The following is a 21,973-nucleotide window of genomic DNA, read 5'->3' as shown; positions in this document are numbered from 1 at the left end:
CCGGCCAAAATCTAGTACCCGCTGCCGGGTTTGTCAAAGACGGTCGGTACTGCTCAACGGCGCAACCCGTGGATTCCACATGAGCACTGCCGGCCGCAACGAGGCATTGATCGTCCAGGCACCCGCCGAAATGGTGATCAAGGTGGTATGGGGTTTGCGGGAAATCGCCTAAGATGCGCGTTTCGCCGCTGATGCTGGCCGGCAAATCCCTTGCGCTGGGCGGCTGTGTCGGCAATCTGCACGCAAACACTGGATTTTGTTTTTTTCATGCGAACGGACACCGTTATCGTGTGCGATGCCGATGAGCACTTATCGGTGAGAACTCCCTTTCACCAATTGCCGCGCGCTCATGGCCTGCCGCTGGGCAGCGGCCGGTTGCGCGTCGAGCCGGCGGATTTCGTGGTGGATGAGCAACTCGGCTTTGCCCCGGACGGCGAGGGCGATCATCTGCTGTTGTGGGTGCGCAAGACCGACACCAACACCGAATGGGCGGCGCGGCGGCTCGCGGAGGTTTCCGGGATCGCGCAGAAGGATCTGGGCTATGCCGGTCTCAAGGATCGGCGCGCCGTCACCAGTCAGTGGTTCTCCCTGCCGCGCCCGCGTGACCGGGAACCGGACTGGTCGGTGCTGGCCGCCGAGGGGATCGAGGTCCTGGCGGTCCATGCGCACCGCCGTAAGCTGCGTCGCGGCAGCCTGGCCGGCAATCGCTTTCGCATCCTGGTGCGCGAGTGGGCGGTCGACCGGGATCTGCTTGCCGACCGGAGTGCGGCGATCCGCCTCAAGGGCGTCCCCAATTATTTCGGTGAACAGCGCTTTGGCCGCGACGGTGCCAATCTGGCCCGCGCGGATGCGCTGTTCCATGGCGCCATCCGCCGTCCCTCGCGTCATCAACAGGGTCTGTGGCTGTCCGCCGCCCGTTCGCAGATCTTCAATGACGTGCTGGCCGCGCGGGTGCAGCGCGGCGATTGGGATCAGCCGCTGCCGGGTGACTGTCTCAACCTGGCCGGCAGCCATTCGTTCTTTCCGGCCGAGGCGATCGATGCGACCTTGATCGAGCGCTGCGTCCGGCTGGATCTCCACCCCACCGGCCCGCTGTGGGGCCGCGGCGATCCGCCCACCAGCGGCGCGGTGCGCACGCTCGAAGACGCGGTGGTCGCCGGTCTGCCCGGCTGGCCCGCCGGCCTGGCCCGCTTCGGCCTGGAGCAGGAGCGGCGCGCGCTGCGGCTGCCGGTGCCGGATCTCGCTTGGGCGCAGGCCGAGGGCGGTTGCGAGCTGACCTTTCAACTCCCTGCCGGGGCTTACGCGACCGCGGTCCTGCGTGAACTGCTGGAGTGGACGCAGGGCGGGGAGGACGAGTCAGGTTCCTGCGCGCTATCATAGCAATCTGCTATCCATTTCAACCGGCAAAAGGTCTTCGTGCGTGCGGTGTTGAGCCATGCCGACTATAACCTTGAAGGTTGGCAGTCGTGAGCAGAATCGAATCTCGATGAACAGCAGGTCGCTTCCGACCCTTCGTCTTCGCGCTGAACCGGACCCGTTCAGACTCCGCGCCCGGTGGCTTATTCTCCCGTTCGCGTTCGCCGTTTCCGTTGGCGTGCTCGCCCAGGAACCCGGAGTGTCCGGCGGCGGGGATGCGCCGATTGCGCTCCCAGGGACGGACGGCCCCGTTCCGAAGGGGCAGACCCAACCCGCCAAACCGGACCTGATGCTCGCCGAGGTCTACACGCCTGGCATCGATCTGTCCGATTACTGGGTCAGCGAGAAGCTCGACGGGGTGCGGGCCTACTGGGACGGTCAGCGCCTGATCACCCGTGCCGGCCATGTGATCGCGGCGCCGGACTGGTTTACCGCCGGCTTTCCCGCGGTTGCCTTGGACGGGGAACTCTGGCTGGGCCGCAAGGGGTTCGAGGCGCTGTCCGGCACCGTGCGCCGGCTGGAGCCGGACGCGGACGCCTGGGCCAAAGTGCGTTACATGGTCTTCGACCTGCCGGCCTCAAAGGACCCGTTCGGCCGTCGGCTGAGTGCCTTGCGCGCCCTGCTCGCCGAGTCTCCAAGCCCCTACCTGACACTGGTCGAGCAGTCGCGGGTGGCGGACCATGCGGCCTTGATGGCGCGGCTTGCGGCCGTGGTCCGCGACGGCGGTGAGGGGCTGATGCTGCATCGCGATTCCAGCCTCTACCGCGGCGTGCGCTCGGCCGATCTACTCAAGGTCAAACCCTACGAGGACGCGGAGGCGCGGGTCATTGGCCATCTCCCCGGCCAGGGCAAATACGCCGGGATGCTCGGCGCCCTGCTGCTGGAGGACGCGGACGGGCGGCGGTTTCGGATCGGTACGGGTTTCAGCGACGCCCAGCGCCGGGCGCCGCCGCCGCTCGGCAGTCTGGTGACCTACCAGTTCCACGGCCGTACCGAGCAGGGGTTGCCGCGGTTTGCGAGTTTTCTGCGGGTGCGTGAGCTTCCTCAAGAAGCCATTCGCGAATAAGCGCAACAAGCAAGTCCTCTCGACCGCTGCGTAGTCAGGGCTTCCAGCCCTGACCGTTTCAGTCCCGACGCCGTCAGGCCAGGATGGCCTGACGACGCACTTTCACGGTAAGCCTCGACCTCCAGCGTGGGAATGCCGTCCAGTCACTCCAGCGGCCGGTGGCGCCACGCGACGCTGGAGCGTCGCGACTTGCTCCCACGCTGGAGCGTGGGAGCCAGATCACAGCAACGGCGTCTCCTCCTAACCCTCCACCCGATTCACGTCCACCGCCACCGTCAGCTCATGCGAGCCGCCGCCGTAGAAGATCCCGCGCATGGGGGTCACGTCGTGGAAGTCACGGCCCAGCGCGGTGGTGATGTGCTGCTCGCCGGGAATCAGGTTGTTGGTGGGGTCGAAATCGATCCAGCCCAGTTCGGGGACCAGCACGGCGAACCAGGCATGGGAGGCGTCGGAACCCTGCAGTTTGGCCTGGCCGGGGGGCGGCAGCGTTTCGAGGTAGCCGCTGACATAGCGGGCGGCGAGCCCCAGCCCGCGCAAGCCGGCGATGGCGACGTGGGCGAAGTCCTGGCAGACCCCGCGCCGATGCTCCATGACCTCGGCGATCGGGGTGGCGATGGTGGTGAAGTGGGGGTCATAGGCGAATTCAGTGAAGATCCGTGCCATGAGGTCGCAGGTGGCCTCCAGGAGCGGTCGGCCGGGGGTGAACGAGGCGGCGGCGAAGGCACGCGCGGCGGCGTCCAGGGGGATCTGCGGCGAGGGCAGGGTGAAGATCTGCTTGGTCGCCAGCCGGGGGTGTTCCCGATCGCCCAGCAGGTCACGGACCAGTTCCCAGGCGGGGGTGCGTGACAGGTCCGGGATGTTTGGTCTCGTCACCTCGACTTCACTGACCGCGGTGACTTCCAACGCCTCGTGCGGCTGCTGGATCGAGAAATAGTTCACCCGGTTACCAAAGAAGTCCTCGTGCTCACGGTTGACCGCCGGCCAGGGGTCGACCCGCAGTTGGCTCAACAGACAGCGCTGATAGTGGCCTTGGCGCGGTTTCAGGTGAACCAGGCTATGACAGAGCGACACGGGCTCCGCGTACTGATAGCGGGTCCGGTGGCTGATGCGGTACTTCATCGTGCGTCTCTCACTTGACCACCCCGACCCGTCGCAACAGGCTGTGGGGTTGTTCCTCGTGGCGGAAATACTGGCCGGTCAAGGCGTCCGAGATCGCCGCCAAGTCGGATTCCAGATCTTTGAGTACGCGCTCCAGGATGATGCGCCGATGGGTGTGCGGGTCGGCTTGTGCCAGGGTGTCGATCTCGGCCAGACGCACCCCGGTCAGGCACTTCATCACCAGTTTCTGCGCCGGCGTGCGCCCCACCGCCAACTCGCCCTTGGGCATCTCGGTGACCAGCTTTTCCAGCGCGATCAACTGATAGGCCAGGGCGCGCGGGTTGCCTTCATCCTGTAACACCAGATCGAGCAAGGCGCCGACGCGGGTGCCGGCGCGATAGCGGCGACGGTAGGTGATGGTGCTGTCGGTGACCCCGAGGATGGCTTCGATCAGGGTCGCTTCATCCAGTTCGGAGTTCAGCGGAGTCAGGGTCGAGCGCAGCAGACCGGCCAGAGCCGCGCCGCGCTCCAGCCGGCGGCCGGTCTCCAGGAAATGCCAGCCCTCGTTGTGGGTCATGTTCTCCTGCGTCAGCCCGGAGAAAGCGACCAGCGAGGTGACCAGCGGGTCGAGTTCGTCCAGGGCTTGCGAGGGCTGGGTCGGTGGGTTGCCGGTCAGGGCGTGCAGCCGCGTCTCGATATCGCTGACGATGCGCCAGGTGTCCACCGAGAGGCGCTCGCGCACCGAATAAGCGGCCAGCCCCAGGGCCTGCAGCGTCTGGGGCAAGCCGCCCAGCCGCGCCGGATCGGCGATCAGCGACAGCAGTTCGGGCAGCGGGCTGCGCAGCCGGGCCTCCGCGCCGGCGCCGATGAAACCGGGGAACGCCTGGGTCTGATGCGTCAGGGCCTCGAGCAGTGACCGCATGAAGTAGGTGTCCGGCTTGGTGGTCACCAGATCGGCCCGTTCGGACAGCTTGAAGATGGTCATGCGCAGCAGCCGCACCAGACCCTCGGCCCGTTCCGCGTAGCGCCCGATCCAGAACAGGTTGTCGGCCACCCGGCTGGAGACCTCGCTCTCCTGGGTCACGGTTGGGCTCTGCGCTTCCCCGCTGATCAGCAGGGATTCCTGGCGCTCCGGTTCCGAGGCGAGCACCCAGGCATCCTTACCGATTCCGCCCAATTGGTTGCTGACCAGGGCGGCCCCGCCGGTGGCGAGCGCCACCCGTCCGAGCCCGCCGGGCATGACCGCGTAGCCGTCATCCTCGGCGCACAGGAAGGTGCGCAGCGTGATCGGACGTGGCTCTAGGCGTTGACCGATCAGGGTCGGGGCGGTGGAGGGCGTGACGCGCTCCTGAGCCACATAGCGGTGCGGAGCGGCCTGGATCGCGCTGACCAGGGCGGCGCGCGCCGCCGCATCCATCTCGGCCGGGAAGACACAGCGCCGACCGGGGGGCTTGCCGGCCAGTTTGACCACCAATTCATTCAGGTTGGCCAGCACATAGGTCCGCGCCCGCGGATCACCGCACCACCAGGTAGGGGTGTCGCGCAGGTGCAGGTCCTCACCCATCAGGTGGCGGCACAGTCCCGGCAGGAAGGCCATCAGGCCCGGGTGCTCCAGCACCCCGCTGCCGAGCGCATTGGCGACCACCAGATTGCCGGCCCGCACCGCCTGCACCAGGCCGGGCACGCCCAGGTAAGAGTCTTCGCGCAACTCCAGGGGATCGCTGTCGCTGCTGTTGATGCGGCGCAGGACGGCGTCGATGCGCTCCAGGCGCCCCAGGGTGCGCAGCCAGAGCGCGCCGTCGCGCACCGACAGGTCCCCGCCCTGCACCAGGGTATATCCCAGGTAGTTCGCCAGATAGGCGTGCTCGAAATAGGCCTCGCTCTGCGGGCCGGGGGTGAGCACCACCACCCGCGTGTGGCCGTCCCGCCCCGGGGCGAGCCGGGTGAGGGTGCGGCGCATGGTGCGGAAGAACCCGGCCAGGCGATGGACGTGCGAGTCGCGGAACAGGCTGGGGATGACCCGCGACAGCACCACCCGGTTCTCCAGCGCATAGCCGGCTCCGAGCGGGCTCTGGGCGCGGTCGCCAATCACCCGCCACTCGCCGTCCGGCGTGCGGGTCAGATCGGCGGCATAGTGGACGAGCGGGCGCCGACCGGCGACCTCGATGCCGTGACAGGGGAACAGGTACTCGGGATAGCCGTCGATGAGTTCGGCCGGCAGCAGGCCGCGCTTGATCAGGTCGCGCGGGCCGTAGAGGTCCAACAGGATCAGGTTGAACAGCTCGGCACGCTGCATCAGGCCGCGCTCCAGCACCGCCCATTCCTCGCTGCGGATCAGCAGCGGCAGCAAATCCAGTTCCCAGGGCCGGGACATGCCCTTGGTGTCGCCGTTCAGGTTATAGGTGACCCCGTTGTCGCGAAACATCCGTGCCGCTTCGCGGTAGCGCTCCTCGATGCCCGCGGGGCCCAGGGTGCGCAAGGCGTCCAGCAGATAGCGCCACTGCGGGCGCACCTCGCCCGCGCCCGGCCGCATCTCATCGAAGCAGTTGGGGAGCGGCAGGTAATCATCGACCAGTCCAGGGCTGGCCAGGACTTCTGCGGCATTGGGAAGGGGCATGGACAGGGACTCTTGGACTCTTGGCGTGTCGCTAGGGGTCGATTAGACACGGCGAAGGCGGGGGTGACAAGCATGAACCTGCCAAGATTCCGGCAGCCAAGCGGCGATCCTGACCCACCCCAGGCTTTCCGGTGACTTGCCCTAACCGCTTCGGAGGCGCCCCGATGTCCATGGTACTCACGTCCGAACCCCTGCCCTTGGTCGTCGACACCGACGGCGCGGTCCGAGTCGCCAAGACGCTCCCACGCTTCAGCGTAATAGTAAGTCGCGCCGTCGCGTATGGCACCACCGGCCGCTGGAGCGGCCGGACGGCATTCCCACGCCGGAGCGTGGGAACGAGAAACAATTTGGATATCGGTGAATGTAGGTGCGACTGAATTCGCACCTACATCCGATCCGATGGCGGGTGATATTCATGGGGCCGCCGGTCGGACCGACGTCCGGCCGGCGGTGGGGGTCAATGTACCTGCAGCCAGGAGCGCCGTCCGCCTTTCAGGTCGACCGGGTTCTCGGTGGTGACTTCGACACCGGCGTCCTTGGCCCCGCTTGCGAACTTATATTCGCGGGTCCCGGCGGCAATGATCGCCGGCTCTTGAATCGGCCCGACCTTGGACTTCTTGCCGGAGGGGGTGATCAGGACCGTCTGTCCGTCCTTTTGTTGGATGGGCGCCAGATCGAGCACGTTGAAGACCCCGTCGCCGTTGAGATCGAACAGCACCTCACTGACTTGTTTGCCGTCCAGGAGATTGAGTTCCATCAGCCAACCCTCGCCGCCGAAGTCGCAGACCACGTCGGAGGGGATCATGGTCGTGAAAATGATGCGGCCGCCGCGCGCCCGCGGCTCGGTGACCTGAATCTCGCCGAGCGCGCCCTCGTCCGGGTGCACGAGTCTGAGATACCAGCCGAGGTGAGTGCTTGGCGGAGTGCCCTCGGGTTTGTCGTCGGTCTTGTGCCAGACGATCTCGTTGGAGGTCGTCACGCGGATGTCGAAGTCCCCGAGGGCCTGCTCTTTGACGATTTTCTGCTCCAACAGGTGCTCGGTGCGGATATCGCTGGTCTCGTCGAAGCGATCCCAGACGCCGTAGAAGGCATTGATCTTCGCCTGGTCGGTGTTGGGGATGCGATCCGTGGTCCGGTAATAGGAGCCGGTGCCGAACAGAACCATGACACCGCCGAGCGGGTGGCGGACGACTTCCGGGCGGACCGTGATGGGTTGGTCATCGCCGCCAGCCACGGTTTGAGTCACATCTTCCGAGCGGCAGACCTCCTCCCACTTCTTGCATTGCCCTTTCTTCTTGCCGGCCGTGTAGTAACCACCGGTGCACTCGGTCTTGCATACCCTTTCAGACACCGTTACGGGTGTCCCGCTTTCCCCATTTCCGTTCTTGAACAGCGCGCGTCCGCCGAATGAAACCTCCCAGCCGCCGGCCGCGTTGGGCTCGAAACGCCACAGATGTCCTTTCAGATCACCCGCGTAGATGTAGTCCACTCGTGCATCACCGTCATGATCGATCGGGGCGACGCTGGAGAGTCCGTTCCCCGGGCCGGCGTCAGCAACGACCTCTTCCAGTAGTTCACCGGTCGCGGCGTTTACGAGATAGAGTGCGGCTATCCCCTCGGCACTTTCGTAGCCATTGCCAAAGGCCGCGGCCCAGACTCCGTTGTAGTTGTTGTCGGGCAGCCGCACGACGGCCGGCTTGCTGAAGGTGTAGCCCAGATCTTCGAAGCCCGTATCCCCGCCGACGATGTCCCAGAGCACTTGGCGGCGTGCATCGGCCTCGCTGCCCTGGAATTCCGCGGGATCGGTCACATCGATCGCGAACATGCCGGCCCCGCCGGCGCCGAGTCCGGCGACCAGGATGCTGCGCCATTGCTTACTGGCGCCCAGATAGGCGTCAGTGACCGTGGGTCCGAGGTCGACATAAAATTGGTGATTTGTCTGGTAAGCGAGCGTGGTGAGCACGCTCAATTTCGGGTAGAGGGCACGCGGTACGTAGGCGAACAGTTCCGCGCCGGTGTCGGCCTTGAAGGCATGCAGCATCCCGTCGTTCGCGCCGACATAGAGCACATGGGCGCGCCCGACCTGCGTGTTGGCAAAATCCTGGTAGCTCTCGGTCTCGAGGTCGTTCGGGAAAAAGGCGGCGGGCGGGCCGACGTATACCGGCTCCGAGTTGACGATATCCCCCAGCAGGGCATCGCGCGTGCGCAGTGTGCCTTTCGGCTGGCTGAGTTCGTCCGTTCGGCTGCCGCGCAGATAGTTGAGCCGCTGCTCGCCCGCGGTGTCCGCGGTGCAGGTTGGACAGGTCCGGTTCAGATTGGCTTTCTGGGCGGCGGCGATGCCGTCAGCGTTGGTGCTCTCCTCATCACCCCACCGGAAGGGCACGCCAGTGCGGCTTGCTTCGTTGGTGGTGAGAATGCGGCGGGTGCCGGCTTTGGCCTGAAGACCAACCTGGTCCTGGGCGTGCCAGGCGGCATCGTCGAGTGTGCCGTCGGGCTTGATCGGGAAAGCGATCAGGTCTCCGGTCCAGTTATCGGTGTCGTAGCGTGCCTGATAGATGCGGGTGTCGGTATTGAGCGTCACCGAATTGGCCGCGACCGAGGCGGAGGATGAGGTGGTGGAGATGATGTCGAGGAAGCGCGCGAGCGACGGGCCTAGTTCGGTCGGGTTGCTGGCGAAGAAGAATCCGTCCGGGCGTTTGTCCCCATCGGCATCCCACTCGGCCGGCTGATCCTGATCCGGGAATTTGTTCTTGTTGCCGTCGATGAAGCTGCCGTACTTGGCGGCGTACCACATGGGTTCTTCCAGTAAGCTGGCGGTCGAGTCGCCGAGGGTATAGGTTACGCTGGTTGCGGCCAGCGTCACATTGCAATTCGAGCACGCCTTCGGCTCGGTTGGGCACGGGAGCTTCTCGGAAACTCCGTTTGAGCACACATCGCAGATCGTGCAGCCGGTGACGCCGTTCGGATCCGTGTACTTAAAATTGTTGACCCCGGTGTGTACGTGAAACCCGTCTTGGGTGGTGCCGCCGATGACATAACCGAATCCCAGCTTATGATCAGTCGATTTCCGGTCGACCTTGGTCGTCACCGTCACGGTATTGCCGGTGATGGCATAGCTCAGGGTGCCTTTCATATCCTGGTCATAGTCACCCCCTTGTTCGCTGTCCTCCCAGTTGACGTAGACCTCGCCGGTACCAGCCGCGATGTCCTGATCGATGATCTTGAAGTCGACGATGGCGCAGTTGCCGTCCGGATTGGGGGTGAGGTTGCGGCAGGCGGGCAGAATGGAGACGGTGCGCTCGCCCCCGGGAACCGGGATGACCAGCTTAGGCGCGGCGGGCGACAGGGTAACGGCGCGGGTGGTCACCGTTTGCTCACCGGTCAAGGAACGGATATCGTTGGTGTGCGCCCAATGTGCCAGGCCGGCGGCGTAATAGGTGCCTGAGAGACGCGGCGCGCCGGGGCAGGCGCCACGGACGTCGCCTAGCGCGGAGACCTGTTTTCCGGTACACAACTGATTATTGTCCGTGCCGTTCTCCCCCACGAAGAAGTTATGGCCGCTGATCCCCTCGCTGTCCCCGACCGCGTCGGTTTTATCGGCGGCGCTTGGAGATCCGTTCAAGCCGCTTGAATTCATGCGGTCGTTATCGTAGGACGACTCGCTGGCGTTCAGCACGATAATGTCGCAGTGAGCGCACCAGTGTTTGTCCTCCAAGGGGTCATTCTCGTCGTTCAAGGGGTCAGTCCAGTCCGCTTTGGTCAGCCCCGTGATGTACGTATCATCGGTCGCGCTGAACTCTGAGGTGGCTGTCAGTCCGGCCATGTAGCGCAGCGATTCCAGATACATTTCGCTCAACGGGTTACCCCAGTTGCTGCACTTGCCTTCGTCGAAGAGGGATAAGGCCCAGGGGCAAGAGTCGGTCTCGTTGTAATACCCTTGACCACTGCCGTATTGATAGCGAGCGATGCGCAGGCGATCAAGGGTCGCGACGATTCCCGCCGCTCCGGTGAAAGTGCCGTCGGTTTTGGTATTGACCTCGTTGCTGAAGGCGGAGACGTTCTTGCGCAGCACGCCGCCCGATTTATTCTTGGCATAACTTCCGGTCAGCAGGCCGAACAGAAGCTTATCATCCTCGCCATAGGTGTGCAGGAGCCCCACCGGTTTGTAATGACTGTCGGGGTAGCGTTTGCACTCTTCCGCCCCGATCTTTCCCGCGACACAGACCTGGACCCGCGCGCTATAGTTCTTTTCGCCCAGCCCGTCGTTGCTTTTGTTCGGATCGGTGGTTTTCGATCCGGTGGTGTTGTCTCCGCTGGAGTTGGAGCCTTGCTCGTTGTCCCAGGTGCACTGCCAGCGCTCGTTCGCGGCCCAGTAACGAAAATCGCCCTTGGCGACACGGATTTGCGGTGGAGTCGTAATGTCTTGAGATTCCCCGGAGTCGGCGTAGGTGGTGTTGCACAGCGTCAGCTTTGGCGTATTGAAGGGGGTGAGTTTTGCGCTATCCGTTCCTTCATAATACTTGGCGAAGCTGTGGGCGTCACTCGGAATGTAGGCGCGTTCCAAGACGGTCGTCGTAGCGGTGTCGGTGGAACGGTGGCCACCATAAAGCACCTTGCGCACGATGTCCATGCGCGACATGGTCGCCCAGTTGAGAAAATTGCCGCTCCATTCCCCGGCCACCTCATCGCAATACGGCGTATTCGGGTTGGGGGCCGTCGCTTGTGGTTCGAATCGCCCGCCGTCGGTGGTGACGTAGCTGTAGCATTTCGTGGAATCAAAGTACCCGTAATATGCGAAATCAGGCACATAGCTGGTATCCGGAATACCGTCGCCGGTCAGGTCATTCCAGTCGGTATAGGCCTTGTAATAGAGCGCGTGATCGTTGGAGAGTACGAACAGGACGCGCGGCTTGACCGACTGGGTGACGGTCAGCGGGGTTGTGGCGATGTCGCTGACGGCCGCGGCGGTCGCCATGACGGCGGCGGCGAGCAAGCCGATGAGGGAGCTGAGTGATGGGTGCTTCATGTTCTGGTCCTCGCTGGAACGTTCCTGACTCCACTGCAATGCACGTAAGTCAAACCCGCTGACCGGGTGACGGCAGTTCCAAATCTCGGGAATCGCCACCGGCTAAAGCCTCGACCTCCAGTTGCGGACAGGCCGTTGCCGGCTGCGGTCGCCCAAATCGGGATCTGCTGGTTCGGCGGCCGGCTCAACGCCGATAGGTACTCTGTAATACCACGCGGGTGGTCGCCGAGCCGCCAAACCCCAACGCGGTGATGCGAAAGGTCGCGCGCTTCTCGCTGACGTTATTGACCCCGATGAGCAGGCTGTTACCCGGCTCTACCCCCGCCTCCATCATCTCAATGATGTAGCGCGGGCGCAGCGCGATCCCGATCAGATCATGCCCATAGATGCGGGCATTGGTGCTGTCGAGGTTGAACGCGGCCGGTACCTTCGCGTCGTCGAAGCGGTAAAGCCCGTTGCTGCCAACGAAACTCGGCAGCGAGGGCTGCACCAGCAATTCCTCGGCCTCCCGCAACGCCGATTCGGCCGCCTGGAAGGCCAGGTTGCGGTCTTGCAGGTTGCCGGCCATGCGCTCATCGGTCTTGATGGCCTTGAGTACGGTCAGGCTCACCACGCTCATCAGCAGCAGCAGAAACATCCCGACGATCAGGGTGCTGCCGCGGCTGCGGCGCCCGGCCATCAGGGGCATGAGGTGCGGCTGAGTGCTCACGGCACATACTTGCTGTTGCGCAAGGCAACCACGCTGCCGACGACGCGCCGTAAGCGGCGGTCCGTGGGTGCGGTGCTGATGCGCCCACTGGCCGGGATTTCGGCGTTGACGAGCTTCTCGTAGGTCAGACTGGCCGCTTGGGTGCGGATGTTCGGCTCCTGCGAGCGCAGCAATAGCAGGAAGCGCACGCTGACAACTTGCTCCCAGTCGGTCACCCGGTCGGCGGTCACATAGTCGTCTACCGACAGGCTGGAGTTCTTCACGGTGTCACGGCCGTACAGGACCTGGAAGTCTTCCACGTCGCGGATCAGTGTTTCAGTGATCACGTCGGCCTGCCCATCGACAAGTCCCAGGCTCTTGCGTGTCAATGCTGGTGAAGCGCCAGCGGTCACATAATAGGCATGGACGGCAAAGCGGCTGACCACCGAACCGGGGCGGAAGCTGCCGGTCTGAGCGTCGCCAGGGCTGTTGCAGTCGAAACTGCCGAACAAGCGATCGGTGCAGTTGCCTGGCTCCAACGCGGATGTGTCATGCAGGATCGTGTCGAAATTGGCCGTACCGCCCGGCTTCGTCTCAGTAGTAAGACCGGTTACCTGAAACACGGACGTTTGGGTGCAGGCAGAATTGGATGCCACCAGCACTTCGCCGACCTCAAACCCGTGTTTGAGCCCAAGCTGCATCTTCGCCGCGGTCGCATTGTCTTTGATCACGCTCCGTTCAACATCGATGGCGGCGCGCCGCACGATCAGGATGTCGGTGCCGGGTTGGAACTGACCGGTGAAGTCGGACGGCGGGGCTTTGGTTGCGGTGGCGTCGCCGTCATAGCCTTCGATTCCGCCGGTCCGCAACAGCCAACTGCCGCCGGCCTGGCCACCCTTGACGGCGTTACCCAGGGACGCGGTCGGGCCGCCGCAGGAGAGATACCCGGCCATGCGCAGATCGGTGGCGATAAAATCCACCGCGAAGCGCCCATGTTCGTCGAGTCGGGCCATGGTATCGCTCAGGACAGTGGCCTGCCTGGTACCGGCGTAGAGTTGGCCCAAGGCGGCAATCACGACCAAGCCGAGGGTGAGTGAGATCATGATCTCGATCAAGCTGAAGCCGCGCACAGCGCTACCGGGGGCCGGCGCTGCCGGACCCTGGCGGAACCCGCGTTGGGGCTGCTCGATCCTCATAGCTGGGTCATCACACAGACTTCCTGAATGGCGCCTGAGATCGCCGGGCCAAGGCAGGAGTTGCGTTGGGGTGCGGACGCGTTTTCGGCACGGGAGTCATTCCATTGTACCGCGACCAGGAAGCGGTCGTCGGTCCGCTTGATCCCTGCGTACCAATCGGGGAGCTTGGCGGAGTCGATGGCCTGCCACCAGGCGAGCAGGTCCAGGGTGACCCGATCGTCGTCATCGAACGCCAGGAGGGTGCCGAATTGGCACGGGCGCTGATCGTTCGTATCCCGAGTGGAGGTATTACAGAGTGTTGCGTCGTCGTAGCCGCCGCCGAGCGCCGTGACCAGAAGTCCGTTCTCACCCCGATTCACGCGCATCCGATCCACGATGTCGTAGGCGAGGGCGGTGGCCTGGGAGCGCGTCAAGGTGCTGCCCGCGGCCCGCAGCGCTAGCACTTGGGCCGTCGCCAGGCCGGCGAACGCCACGAGCGTGACCACCACGGTGACCAGGACCTCGACCAAGGTGAAGCCGCGCGGGTCAGCCCGCGACCCGCGACATTGAATGGCAGAGCCCCCGTGGCGGCGAGCGCGGACGATCATGAGCAGCCCGAGTCACTCTCGTTGATGTTGATACGTCCAAGATAGTTCAAGTCCAGGCCGCGGGATGCACCGCTGTCACAATAATTGAAGGTGCCGGCCACGTCCGGGTAGCCGGTGCCGCGGAAGGTGACGCCATCCGGCCGCGACTCGGTGGCGCTGGTGGCGGACGGGGGAACGATCGAGAACGCGGTCTGCTCGAAGCGGGCGACATGGATGATCTCATCGGTGCCGGTGTCGGCCACGTGATCTTCGTCGGCGTCGGTGAACACGATCCAGCCGTTGCGCCAGTTCGGCAGGTCGCCCGCGGTGCAGGTTTGCCCGTCGGTCGACGCACAAATCGACACGGAAACGCCGCGGCGGGCGGCCTCGCTGCGGGCGAGCGTGAAGGACGAGACCATCTCGGAGACGGCCTGGCCGCGCTGCATACTGGTCTGGATACCACCGAAAGCCGGTATGCCGAGACCCAAGGCCAAGGCGGCGGTGCTGACCGTGATCATCAGTTCCACCAGGGTGACGCCGTGCATCTTCTTTAATGTTTTCATCGTATTCTCGTAGAGGCTGTGCGTGTGATTCGTGAACTTGATCGTGATCGCGCGGGGATCGGGCCGGCTCAGTCGGGATGCGAGTCAGGCAGGGTGCGTTGCGTTAATGTGACTAATGCAGAAACCGTGCCATTCAAGAAGCGCGACACACGCGCCGTTCCGGCGCGGTCGGTACCACCAAGGGATGGCAGTAACCCTATGTCGCGTATGCTTTCTTTCTGCGACAGGACGGCGCCGGCGGTGGTGTGCTCCGTCGGTTCCTCAATCCCGGCACGGGTCGGGCGATTCAGGCGCCCCTCAGGCGTAAATTGGCAATTGCGCAAATTGCGAATTGATTTGCAATCCCTAGTCGGCCACTCTGGTAAAGTCTTGAAAGCTTGGCAAGAATATTGCTTTTTAAACGAGGGTTTGCTCGGGCACGTCGGGCAAACGGGCCTTGATCTTAATCCCGGCCAGCGGCGTGCGTAGTCAGGGCTTCCAGCCCTGACGGTGTCAGGCCAGGATGGCCTGACTACGCACCCGAGCCCTGACGGTATCAGGCCAGGATGGTCTGACTACGCACTTGAGCCCTGACGGTATCAGGCCAGGATGGCCTGACTACGCACCCGACGAGCCCAAGTGGCCGGAATCTTGATCGAGGCCTCCGGTTGCCAAGGCGCTATGACCTTATCATTAGGGCCGGCGTGGGCCGCGCGACGCGGAGGATCGCATGAAGGTGTGGTGTCTTGGTCTGGTGTTGCTCTGGAGCACCGCGGGTATCGCTCCGGCGGGGCGCGCGGAGTGCGGCGGCGACTTCGGTGACTGGCTGCAAGGCGTGCGGGTGCAGGCGCAGACTGCTGGAGTCGGCCCGTCCGCGGTCGCCCTGCTCGCCGGGGTGCGGCGCAGTGAGCAGGTGTTGACCCGCGACCAGTCACAGCAGGTTTTCAGCCAGGATTGGCAGACTTTCTCCGGGCGGATGGTGAATGCCTTTCGCTTGAAGTCCGGTAAGGCGCAGTTGGAGCGCTTCGCGGAGTCCTTCGCCGAGGCGCAGCAGCGTTTCGGTGTGCCGGCACCGGCGATTGCCGCCTTCTGGGGGCTGGAGTCGGACTATGGTGCGGTGCAGGGCAGGTTCAGCACGCTCGATGCCCTGTCCACCCTGGCGCATGACTGCCGGCGCCCGGACCTGTTTCGCCCTCAGTTGCTCGCCGCGTTGCGGTTGGTTGATCTGGGTTATGTGCGGCCGGAGGCCCTCACCGGTGCCTGGGCCGGGGAACTGGGTCAGCTCCAGTTGCTGCCGGCGGACTATCTGGCCTACGGAACCGACGGGGATGGCGACGGCCGGGTGGATTTGAAAACCAGTGCGCCGGATGTGATCCTGACCGCCGCGCGGTTTCTCCAGCAGTTGGGTTGGCGCGCCGGTGAGCCCTGGCTGGAGGAGGTCAGCCTCCCCGAGGCGTTGCCCTGGGAGCAGATCGCCTCCGCCGACGCATGGCCCCGGCGGCAATGGGCTGCCTGGGGGGTGCGTGGGGTAGCTGGAGCGGACCTGGTTGGCGACGAACTCCCCGCCGGTTTGCTGCTGCCCATGGGGCACAAGGGTCCAGCCTTTCTTGCCTACCCGAACTTCGCGTGCTTTCAGCGGTGGAACCAATCGATGGTTTACGCGACAACAGCCGCCTATTTCGCCGGCCGATTGGCCGGGGCGCCTGCGGCCCGGCGCGGGACTCCAGACCCCGGTCTATCGATTGATGAACTCAAGCGGTTGCAGGAAAAGTTCCTGGCGCTTGGCTATGCGGTCGGTGCCGCGGACGGCATCCTTGGCGCCAAGACCCGCGCGGCGGTGCGTCGGGAGCAGTTGCGGCGGGGGCTGCCGGCGGATGGTTGGCCGACCGCGGGGCTGGTAGCGGGCATTCCCGTTCCTGCGCAGGCAGTCGAACCCTGAACGAATGCCGTGTCGTTGTCGTAATCTGAGAAGCGATGCAACTTGGGCATGAGGTTTCGATCATCACCTCGATTACGACAACGACCGAGATGCCGGCCTCGATCGTAATCCCGGCCGGCGGCATGCGTAGTCAGGGCTTCCAGCCCTGACGGTGTCAGGCCAGGATGGCCTGACTACGCACCCGGCGAGCCCAAGTGGCCGGAATCTTGATCGAGGCCGAGATCCCAAAGGTGTTCCCTAATGAAACTGTTTAGCTTATTAGTGAACGGCTCCTAAGAGGCTACCAGCAAAGATCGGTTGTGCTTTCAGGAGTGGCTGCGGCATTGAATGCCGCACGGGCCGTCGTGTGATTGTACTGTAATCTGGCGCAGTCGGTATCGTCCGCCTGGCGGTCACGGGGGGTTGCGACTAGGGTGAACGCCTCGGCGGTTAGCGTGCCGGAGAGCAGATAATGACCGTCGATAGACCAGCCGTCGTCGTCTGTTGAGGCCGTGTCATTGTGAAAGGTGGGGCTGATGGCAGTGGAGTCTTCGTCCGACACCTGTGGACAGTCGGCATGATTGTAGCGGCGATAGCGGCTATAGCAGCGCTCCAACTGCTGGGCAACCTGCAGCAGTGACTGCTGCGCGTCGGTCCGCCGCATCTTACGGATTTGGCTCTGATAGCTCGGATAGGCGATCATGGCCAGCACGGCGATGATCGAGATGACGACCAGTAACTCGACGAGGGTGAAGGCTCGTTGCGAGCGATGTGACATGGATTTTTCTCCGAACCTGTTCATGGAGTATGACACGGGTGTAGCTCATCGGTCCGGCCATAGAAGCGGCTTCCAGTATCGTAGGGTGGACAAGCGCAGCGTAGTCCACCAGCGGCGGCGCGGGATTCGGTGGACTGCGCTAGCGCTTGTCCACCCTACGATCGGAACGACGATCAAGGCCGGTGCGGTGAGGAACGCACCGCACCAACCGCCGGTGGTTCGTTCCTCACCGCACCTGACCGCCTGACGCATCCGGCCGGCCGTAATGATGATCAAGCCTCATTGCAGTTGCATCCACGCGCGTCGGCCGCGTTCCGGGTCGCCGGGGTTTTCGAGTGTCACTTCAATCGCCGCCTCGCGTGCGCCGCTTGTATACTTATACTCCTTGGTGCCGGCGCTGATGATGGCAGGTTCCTGGATAATGCCGACCAGCGATTTCTTGCCGGAAGGTGCGCGCTTGACATCAGTTCCTTGCTCCCGCACCGTCACCAGGTCGGCGGCATTGAAGTAGGTATCCGCATTGAGGTCGAACACCACCTCGGTCATCCGTCCACCAGTCAGTGCGTTCAGCTCCATCAGCCAGCCGTCGCCGCCAAAGTCGCATAGTTCGGTGGTGGTGTCGGCGGGTATCAGCGTGGTGAAGATGATCCGTCCGCTACGCGCCTGCGGGTTGGTCACCTGCAACTCACCCTCGCCGGCGCCGTCCAATGGTTGGCGAAGCTCCAGGTACCAACCCAGGTGGGTGGGCGGGTCGCTGGTGGTCGGCTTGCCCGTGCCGAGATGCCAGTTGATTGGGTTGTTGGTGGTTACCCGCACGTCATAGGTGCCCGCGACGGCCTTTCCCAGAATCTGCTGCTTCAACAGATGACTGCGCTCGATATTGCTGGTCCCGTCGCGCCTGTCCCATATCCCGTAAAAAGCATTGATAATACTCGGGTGGGGGATGCGGTCGTTCTTGGGGTCGCTGTTGCCGCCGTCGCCCTTGCGGTAATAGGAACCGGTCCCGAACAGGACGACGACACCGCGCACGGGGTGGCTGACGACCTCGGGACGGACCGTGATCGCGGTGGTGACCGGGTCGGCGCCCTCGACGCTGCTGACCCCGTCGTTGAAGAGTGGGTCGCCGGCGAAGGAGACGATCATCCCCGCGTTGCCGCCTGGCTCGAAGCGCCAGAGATTGCCTTTGAGGTCGCCGGCATAGATGTAGTCAACGCGCGCATCTCCGTTATAGTCCACCGGGGCGACACTGGACAGTCCGTTGTCCGGACCATCATCGACGACGATCTCGGCTTTGAGTGTCCCGGTCTCGGCGTCGATCACATAAAGCACGGCCTTGCCGGCCGGGCTCTCATAGCCGTTGCCGAACACCACGGTCCAGCGACCCCCATAGGTATCGTCCGGCATGCGCACGATTGCCGATTTGCCGTAAGTATAACCGAGATGGGTGAAGCCGACATCGTCGCCGGTGATGTCCCACATGACCTGCGCAGCCGCTTCCTCCTCGCTGACCAGGTACTCGGCAGGGCGCGTAATGTCCAGTGCATAGACCCCGCGCCCACCCGCGCCAAGACCGCCGACCAGGATGGTGGTCCAGCTCGCTTTCCCCGGCAAATAGGCATCTCCCGCCGTGGCGCCACTGTCCACGTACGCCTGGTGATACTCCCGGTAATTAGATGCCGTCAGGGCCGCGAGCTTCGGGTAGACGGCGCGCGGGACATAGGCAAAGACCTCGGTACCGGCATCACCGCTTCCGGCGATCGTGTTGGCTGCTTTGAAGCCGTGTAACATGCCGTCGTTGGCGCCGACATAGATGACATGTTGGCGCGCTGCTTGCGCGGCGGCAAAGGCACTGTAAGGCGCTGCATCCAGATTGTCCGGATAGAAGGCCGCGGGCTCTCCCACATAGATCGGATTGGAGTTCACCACGTCTCCCATGAGATGGATACGGGTGCGGAGCAGCCCTCCATTGGCCGCCTCGTGCGTCCGACCGCCTCTCAGGTAGTCAAGCCGGATCTCACCGAGAGTCAGTTCCTCTGCGGTACAGTCAACACAATTGCCACTCAAGGCCCGCTTCTGGCTGTCCGCAATCCCGTCGTCGTCATCGCTGGTGGTATTGCCCCACGCGAAAGGAACGCCAATGGCGGCGGACGCGTTGGCGACGCGATCCGCGTTGGTGGTAATGATCCGGCGGTTGCCGGCGGCGCCTTGGATGTCGATCTTCGACCGGCCACTCCAGACCAGCGTGGACAGCGACCCATCAACGAGATTGACCGGGAAGGCGACCAAATCACCAGACCAGTCCGCACTATCGTAGCGGCCCTGAAAGATGAAGGTATTCTCTTGCAGGGTCACCGAGTTGGCGACGACCGCGGCGGAAGAGGAGACGGTGGCGATGATCTCTAGGAAGTTCTCCAGTGATTTACCCAGTTGCGCCGGGTTGTCGGCAAAGAAAAAGCGGTCCGGAACACCGTCGCTATTGGCGTCCCACTCGGACTTGGCGTCCGGGAGCGCATTACCATTGGCGTCGATGAAGCCGCCGTACTTGGCGCCATACCACAGCGGATGCTCCAGGAGTCGGGCGGTGTTGGTGCCGGCCTGAAATTTCCGGACGCAGTCGATCGGCTTGTTGGACGGCGTATCCTGCGGGTCTGTCAGCATGCTGAAGTTCTTGCCGCCGGTACGAACGACCTCCCGATAGACGCCGTCGCCATGGTAGACTCCATCACATTTCGTGTTTGTCGGGGTGCTGCCGCTGACGGTTCCGGCGACGGTATAGCCGAATAACAGTGCATTGCCGGCAGACGCCTGCTGAACGGACGTCGTGATCTTGAGTTCATTCTCGGCGACGGTGGTGTTGCATTCACTCGCGCAGGTGTTGGCGCAGGTCGTCGTGCAGGTCGTGGGGCAAGCCGCGTTGCAGGTCGTGCGCGTGTTGAGGCATTTGGTACTGCAACTGGGGTCACCGCAGTCATTCAGACATGTTTGGTATTTTGTCTCGCAGGTGGTGGTGCAGGAACTGTTACAGGTCGCGTTGCAGGGAATGCTGCAGGCGTTGCATATCTGCGTGCAGGCCGTCGGGCCGACGCAGAACTGGATACGCTCGACGCCGTCCATATCGTAGTCGTTGCCCCAAGTGGAGTCCTCCCAGATGACCCGCAGGCTGGCGCTGACGAGTCGACCCGACTGGTCCTTGGTCAGGTTTTCCACGATCAGATCCTGGAGCGTTCCGGCGCGCCAGCCGGCCGTGCTCTGGACCGCGGCGCTGTCCTTGCTGGCTTCCATGTGCGGCAGCAAGGTCACGGTGTTGTTGCCGACCGGGATATTGAAGCGTGGCAGGTCGCGGGCCAAGGCAACCGTTTGGGTGTTGACCTTTTGTTGCTGATCTTTCACACGGCGCAGGCCGGTGGTGTGGGCGAAGTGCGCGACTGCCGCCACTTGGTAGCCGCCGTCCAGGGTCGGCCCTTCGGGGCAGATGCCTTGAGCATTGGCTAACCCATTGACCGCCTTGGCCGTGCATTGCCCGGTGGTGCTGCCGCCGACGATCAGGTTGGTGCCGATATCCTCCTGAGCGCCGACCAGGTTGGTGCCGGTGGTCAGGTTGAGATCGGCAAAGTCGCTTGAGAACTCATCGCGGTCGAATGAGTTCACCCCGGTGGACAGGAAGATGATGTTGCTCTTGGCACACCATTCGGTCACGGGCATGGGGTCGTCCCAGGTGTTTGGGGTCAGCGTACCGAAGTAGCTGTGGTCATCGGCGTTGTAGGGGGCGTACGGTTCACGCTTACCGGCGAGGTAGCGCAGCGACTCGAAGAATATTTCCGAGACCGGGTTGCCCCAGTTCGTGCAAACACCGTTCTTTAAACAATACTCATTGGGCTTGAGCGTGCACAGCGGGATACCGTACGTATTGCAATCCGAGTACTTGCGGCCTGAAAAGCTATATTTGTTGATCCGGAATGCATTGATGGTGCCGATAATTCCGTTGTTGATGAACTGCCCCGTTTTCAGGTTGATTTCATCGAACGCGGCATTCGCTGCCGTATTGCCTGCGATCAGTCCGATCTTGCGGCGCAAGACGCCCCCGGACAAATTCTTGTTGTAGCTTCCGCTCATCAGCCCGAAGCGCAATGAGCCGTTTTCACCGTATTTCTGGAGCAGACCGGTCGGTTTGTTATGGACGACGCTGATGTCGTCCTTATAGTCCCGGCAGTTGTCCTCCAGCCACCCGGAAACACAGACCGCGACGCGGGCATTCAGTTGATAGATTTTGGATCCAACGCGTACGGGGCTAACGCCACTATTGTTGCTTTCCCAAGGCGCGGTCGTGTCGGCACTCTTGGCCTCGCGCCAAGCACACTCGGTCACTTCACCGGAAGCCCACATGGGCCAGTTCCCTTTGGCGACGCGGATCAGCGGCGGGTACGTGCTCGTATTCAGTGATTGGCTCTCTCCGTCGCTAGCCCAGGTGACGTTACAGAAGGTGATGGTCCCATAGTCGTTGGTGGGTGTGTGCCGCCCCATTTCGGTGGTGCCGCCGGGGGGGGTAAAGACCTTCGCGAAGGCATGCGAATCGGTCGGCAGCAGCACGCGCTCCAGGATCGTCTGCGCCGGGTCGTCGATGGAGCGGTAGCCGCCGTAGAGCACCCGGCGCAGGATGTCCATCCGTGTCATCGTTGCCCAATTCAGCAGGTTACCGCTCCAGGTGCCGCTGTCTTGACCGGAGATCCCAGGATTGCAGCGATGGCCGGGGGTGGCCTTTCCGGTCGGTTCAAAGTAGCCTGCGACACTGTACACGTAGCATTTCTTAGGGTCGAAATAGCCGTAATACTCGTAGCCGCTCTGATACGTGGTGTCGATTGCTCCATCGCCGTCCAGATCGGAATAGTCGTTGTACGCCTTGCGGTAGAGTTGGTGGTCGTTCGATAAGGCGAGCAGGACCATCGGCCGGACCGTTTGGGTCACGCTGAGCGGGGTCTGGGCAAGATCGCTGGGAGCCCCCCAGGCGACGCCGGCAGTGATGACGATAAGTCCACATAGCATATGGTGGAGTTGTTGGTTCATG

Annotated in this window: 12 protein-coding genes; 3 read left to right on the top strand and 9 right to left on the bottom strand. The window is 63.5% G+C overall.

Annotated features, from left to right (window positions below; genetic code table 11):
* Positions 1-336 precede the first annotated feature (336 nt).
* Together truD and A39O_RS0111230 are read left to right on the top strand one after the other, a co-directional pair.
* Positions 337-1,380 (top strand): tRNA pseudouridine(13) synthase TruD, encoded by a 1,044-nt coding sequence (truD, locus tag A39O_RS0111235; RefSeq protein WP_020504755.1) that lies wholly within the window; start codon positions 337-339, stop codon positions 1,378-1,380.
* Positions 1,381-1,594: 214 nt separating this feature from the next.
* Entirely contained in the window at positions 1,595-2,482 is an 888-nt protein-coding gene (locus A39O_RS0111230; protein WP_020504754.1) for a DNA ligase, read from the top strand.
* Between the two features lie 240 nt (positions 2,483-2,722).
* Here A39O_RS0111230 and A39O_RS0111225 read toward each other — a convergent pair whose 3' ends face one another.
* The 7 genes from A39O_RS0111225 to A39O_RS36510 form a co-directional block, all read right to left on the bottom strand.
* On the bottom strand, positions 2,723-3,601 hold the full coding sequence (locus tag A39O_RS0111225) for a transglutaminase family protein (RefSeq protein ID WP_020504753.1): 879 nt from the start codon (positions 3,599-3,601) through the stop codon (positions 2,723-2,725).
* Between the two features lie 10 nt (positions 3,602-3,611).
* On the bottom strand, positions 3,612-6,197 hold the full coding sequence (locus A39O_RS0111220) for a circularly permuted type 2 ATP-grasp protein (protein ID WP_020504752.1): 2,586 nt from the start codon (positions 6,195-6,197) through the stop codon (positions 3,612-3,614).
* Between the two features lie 457 nt (positions 6,198-6,654).
* Positions 6,655-11,223, bottom strand: a complete 4,569-nt coding sequence (locus tag A39O_RS0111215) for a pilus assembly protein (protein ID WP_026199321.1) — start codon at positions 11,221-11,223, stop codon at positions 6,655-6,657.
* A 184-nt stretch (positions 11,224-11,407) separates the two neighbouring features.
* The gene (locus A39O_RS0111210) at positions 11,408-11,932 is read right to left on the bottom strand and encodes a pilus assembly PilX family protein (protein WP_245561875.1); all 525 of its coding nucleotides are present in this window, start codon (positions 11,930-11,932) and stop codon (positions 11,408-11,410) included.
* Positions 11,929-13,107 (bottom strand): PilW family protein, encoded by a 1,179-nt coding sequence (locus tag A39O_RS0111205; protein ID WP_020504749.1) that lies wholly within the window; start codon positions 13,105-13,107, stop codon positions 11,929-11,931. Before A39O_RS0111205 ends, A39O_RS0111210 begins: the two co-directional genes overlap by 4 nt.
* Complete coding sequence (locus A39O_RS33130) at positions 13,104-13,694, bottom strand: prepilin-type N-terminal cleavage/methylation domain-containing protein (protein WP_020504748.1); 591 nt, start codon at positions 13,692-13,694, stop codon at positions 13,104-13,106. The genes A39O_RS0111205 and A39O_RS33130 overlap by 4 nt, the downstream gene beginning before the upstream one ends.
* On the bottom strand, positions 13,691-14,236 hold the full coding sequence (locus tag A39O_RS36510; protein WP_245561874.1) for a GspH/FimT family pseudopilin: 546 nt from the start codon (positions 14,234-14,236) through the stop codon (positions 13,691-13,693). Before A39O_RS36510 ends, A39O_RS33130 begins: the two co-directional genes overlap by 4 nt.
* 709 nt (positions 14,237-14,945) lie before the next feature.
* Between A39O_RS36510 and A39O_RS0111190 the strand changes: the two genes are divergently transcribed.
* On the top strand, positions 14,946-16,154 hold the full coding sequence (locus A39O_RS0111190) for a lytic murein transglycosylase (protein ID WP_020504746.1): 1,209 nt from the start codon (positions 14,946-14,948) through the stop codon (positions 16,152-16,154).
* 280 nt (positions 16,155-16,434) lie between these two features.
* Here A39O_RS0111190 and A39O_RS33120 read toward each other — a convergent pair whose 3' ends face one another.
* Together A39O_RS33120 and A39O_RS36505 are read right to left on the bottom strand one after the other, a co-directional pair.
* Positions 16,435-16,911, bottom strand: coding sequence for a type IV pilin protein (locus A39O_RS33120; protein WP_020504744.1), 477 nt, complete (start codon positions 16,909-16,911; stop codon positions 16,435-16,437).
* Positions 16,912-17,190: 279 nt separating this feature from the next.
* Positions 17,191-21,972 carry a pilus assembly protein gene (locus tag A39O_RS36505; RefSeq protein WP_157639974.1) on the bottom strand — a complete coding sequence of 1,594 codons (4,782 nt, stop codon included), beginning with the start codon at positions 21,970-21,972 and terminating at the stop codon, positions 17,191-17,193.
* Between the last annotated feature and the right edge of the window lies 1 nt (position 21,973).

Source organism: Lamprocystis purpurea DSM 4197 (assembly GCF_000379525.1).
GTDB classification, from domain to species: domain Bacteria; phylum Pseudomonadota; class Gammaproteobacteria; order Chromatiales; family Chromatiaceae; genus Thiodictyon; species Thiodictyon purpureum.
This window is presented reverse-complemented; position numbering and strand designations above follow the sequence as displayed.

Bases quoted from the DNA above. Each gene is read 5' to 3' on its own strand.
- A39O_RS0111190 (WP_020504746.1), top strand. From the start codon at position 14,946: ATGAAGGTGTGGTGTCTTGGTCTGGTGTTGCTCTGGAGCACCGCGGGT.
- A39O_RS33130 (WP_020504748.1), bottom strand. From the start codon at position 13,694: ATGATCGTCCGCGCTCGCCGCCACGGGGGCTCTGCCATTCAATGTCGC.
- A39O_RS0111225 (WP_020504753.1), bottom strand. From the start codon at position 3,601: ATGAAGTACCGCATCAGCCACCGGACCCGCTATCAGTACGCGGAGCCC.
- A39O_RS0111205 (WP_020504749.1), bottom strand. From the start codon at position 13,107: ATGAGGATCGAGCAGCCCCAACGCGGGTTCCGCCAGGGTCCGGCAGCG.
- A39O_RS0111220 (WP_020504752.1), bottom strand. From the start codon at position 6,197: ATGCCCCTTCCCAATGCCGCAGAAGTCCTGGCCAGCCCTGGACTGGTC.
- A39O_RS36505 (WP_157639974.1), bottom strand. From the start codon at position 21,972: ATGAACCAACAACTCCACCATATGCTATGTGGACTTATCGTCATCACT.
- A39O_RS33120 (WP_020504744.1), bottom strand. From the start codon at position 16,911: ATGTCACATCGCTCGCAACGAGCCTTCACCCTCGTCGAGTTACTGGTC.
- A39O_RS36510 (WP_245561874.1), bottom strand. From the start codon at position 14,236: ATGAAAACATTAAAGAAGATGCACGGCGTCACCCTGGTGGAACTGATG.
- A39O_RS0111215 (WP_026199321.1), bottom strand. From the start codon at position 11,223: ATGAAGCACCCATCACTCAGCTCCCTCATCGGCTTGCTCGCCGCCGCC.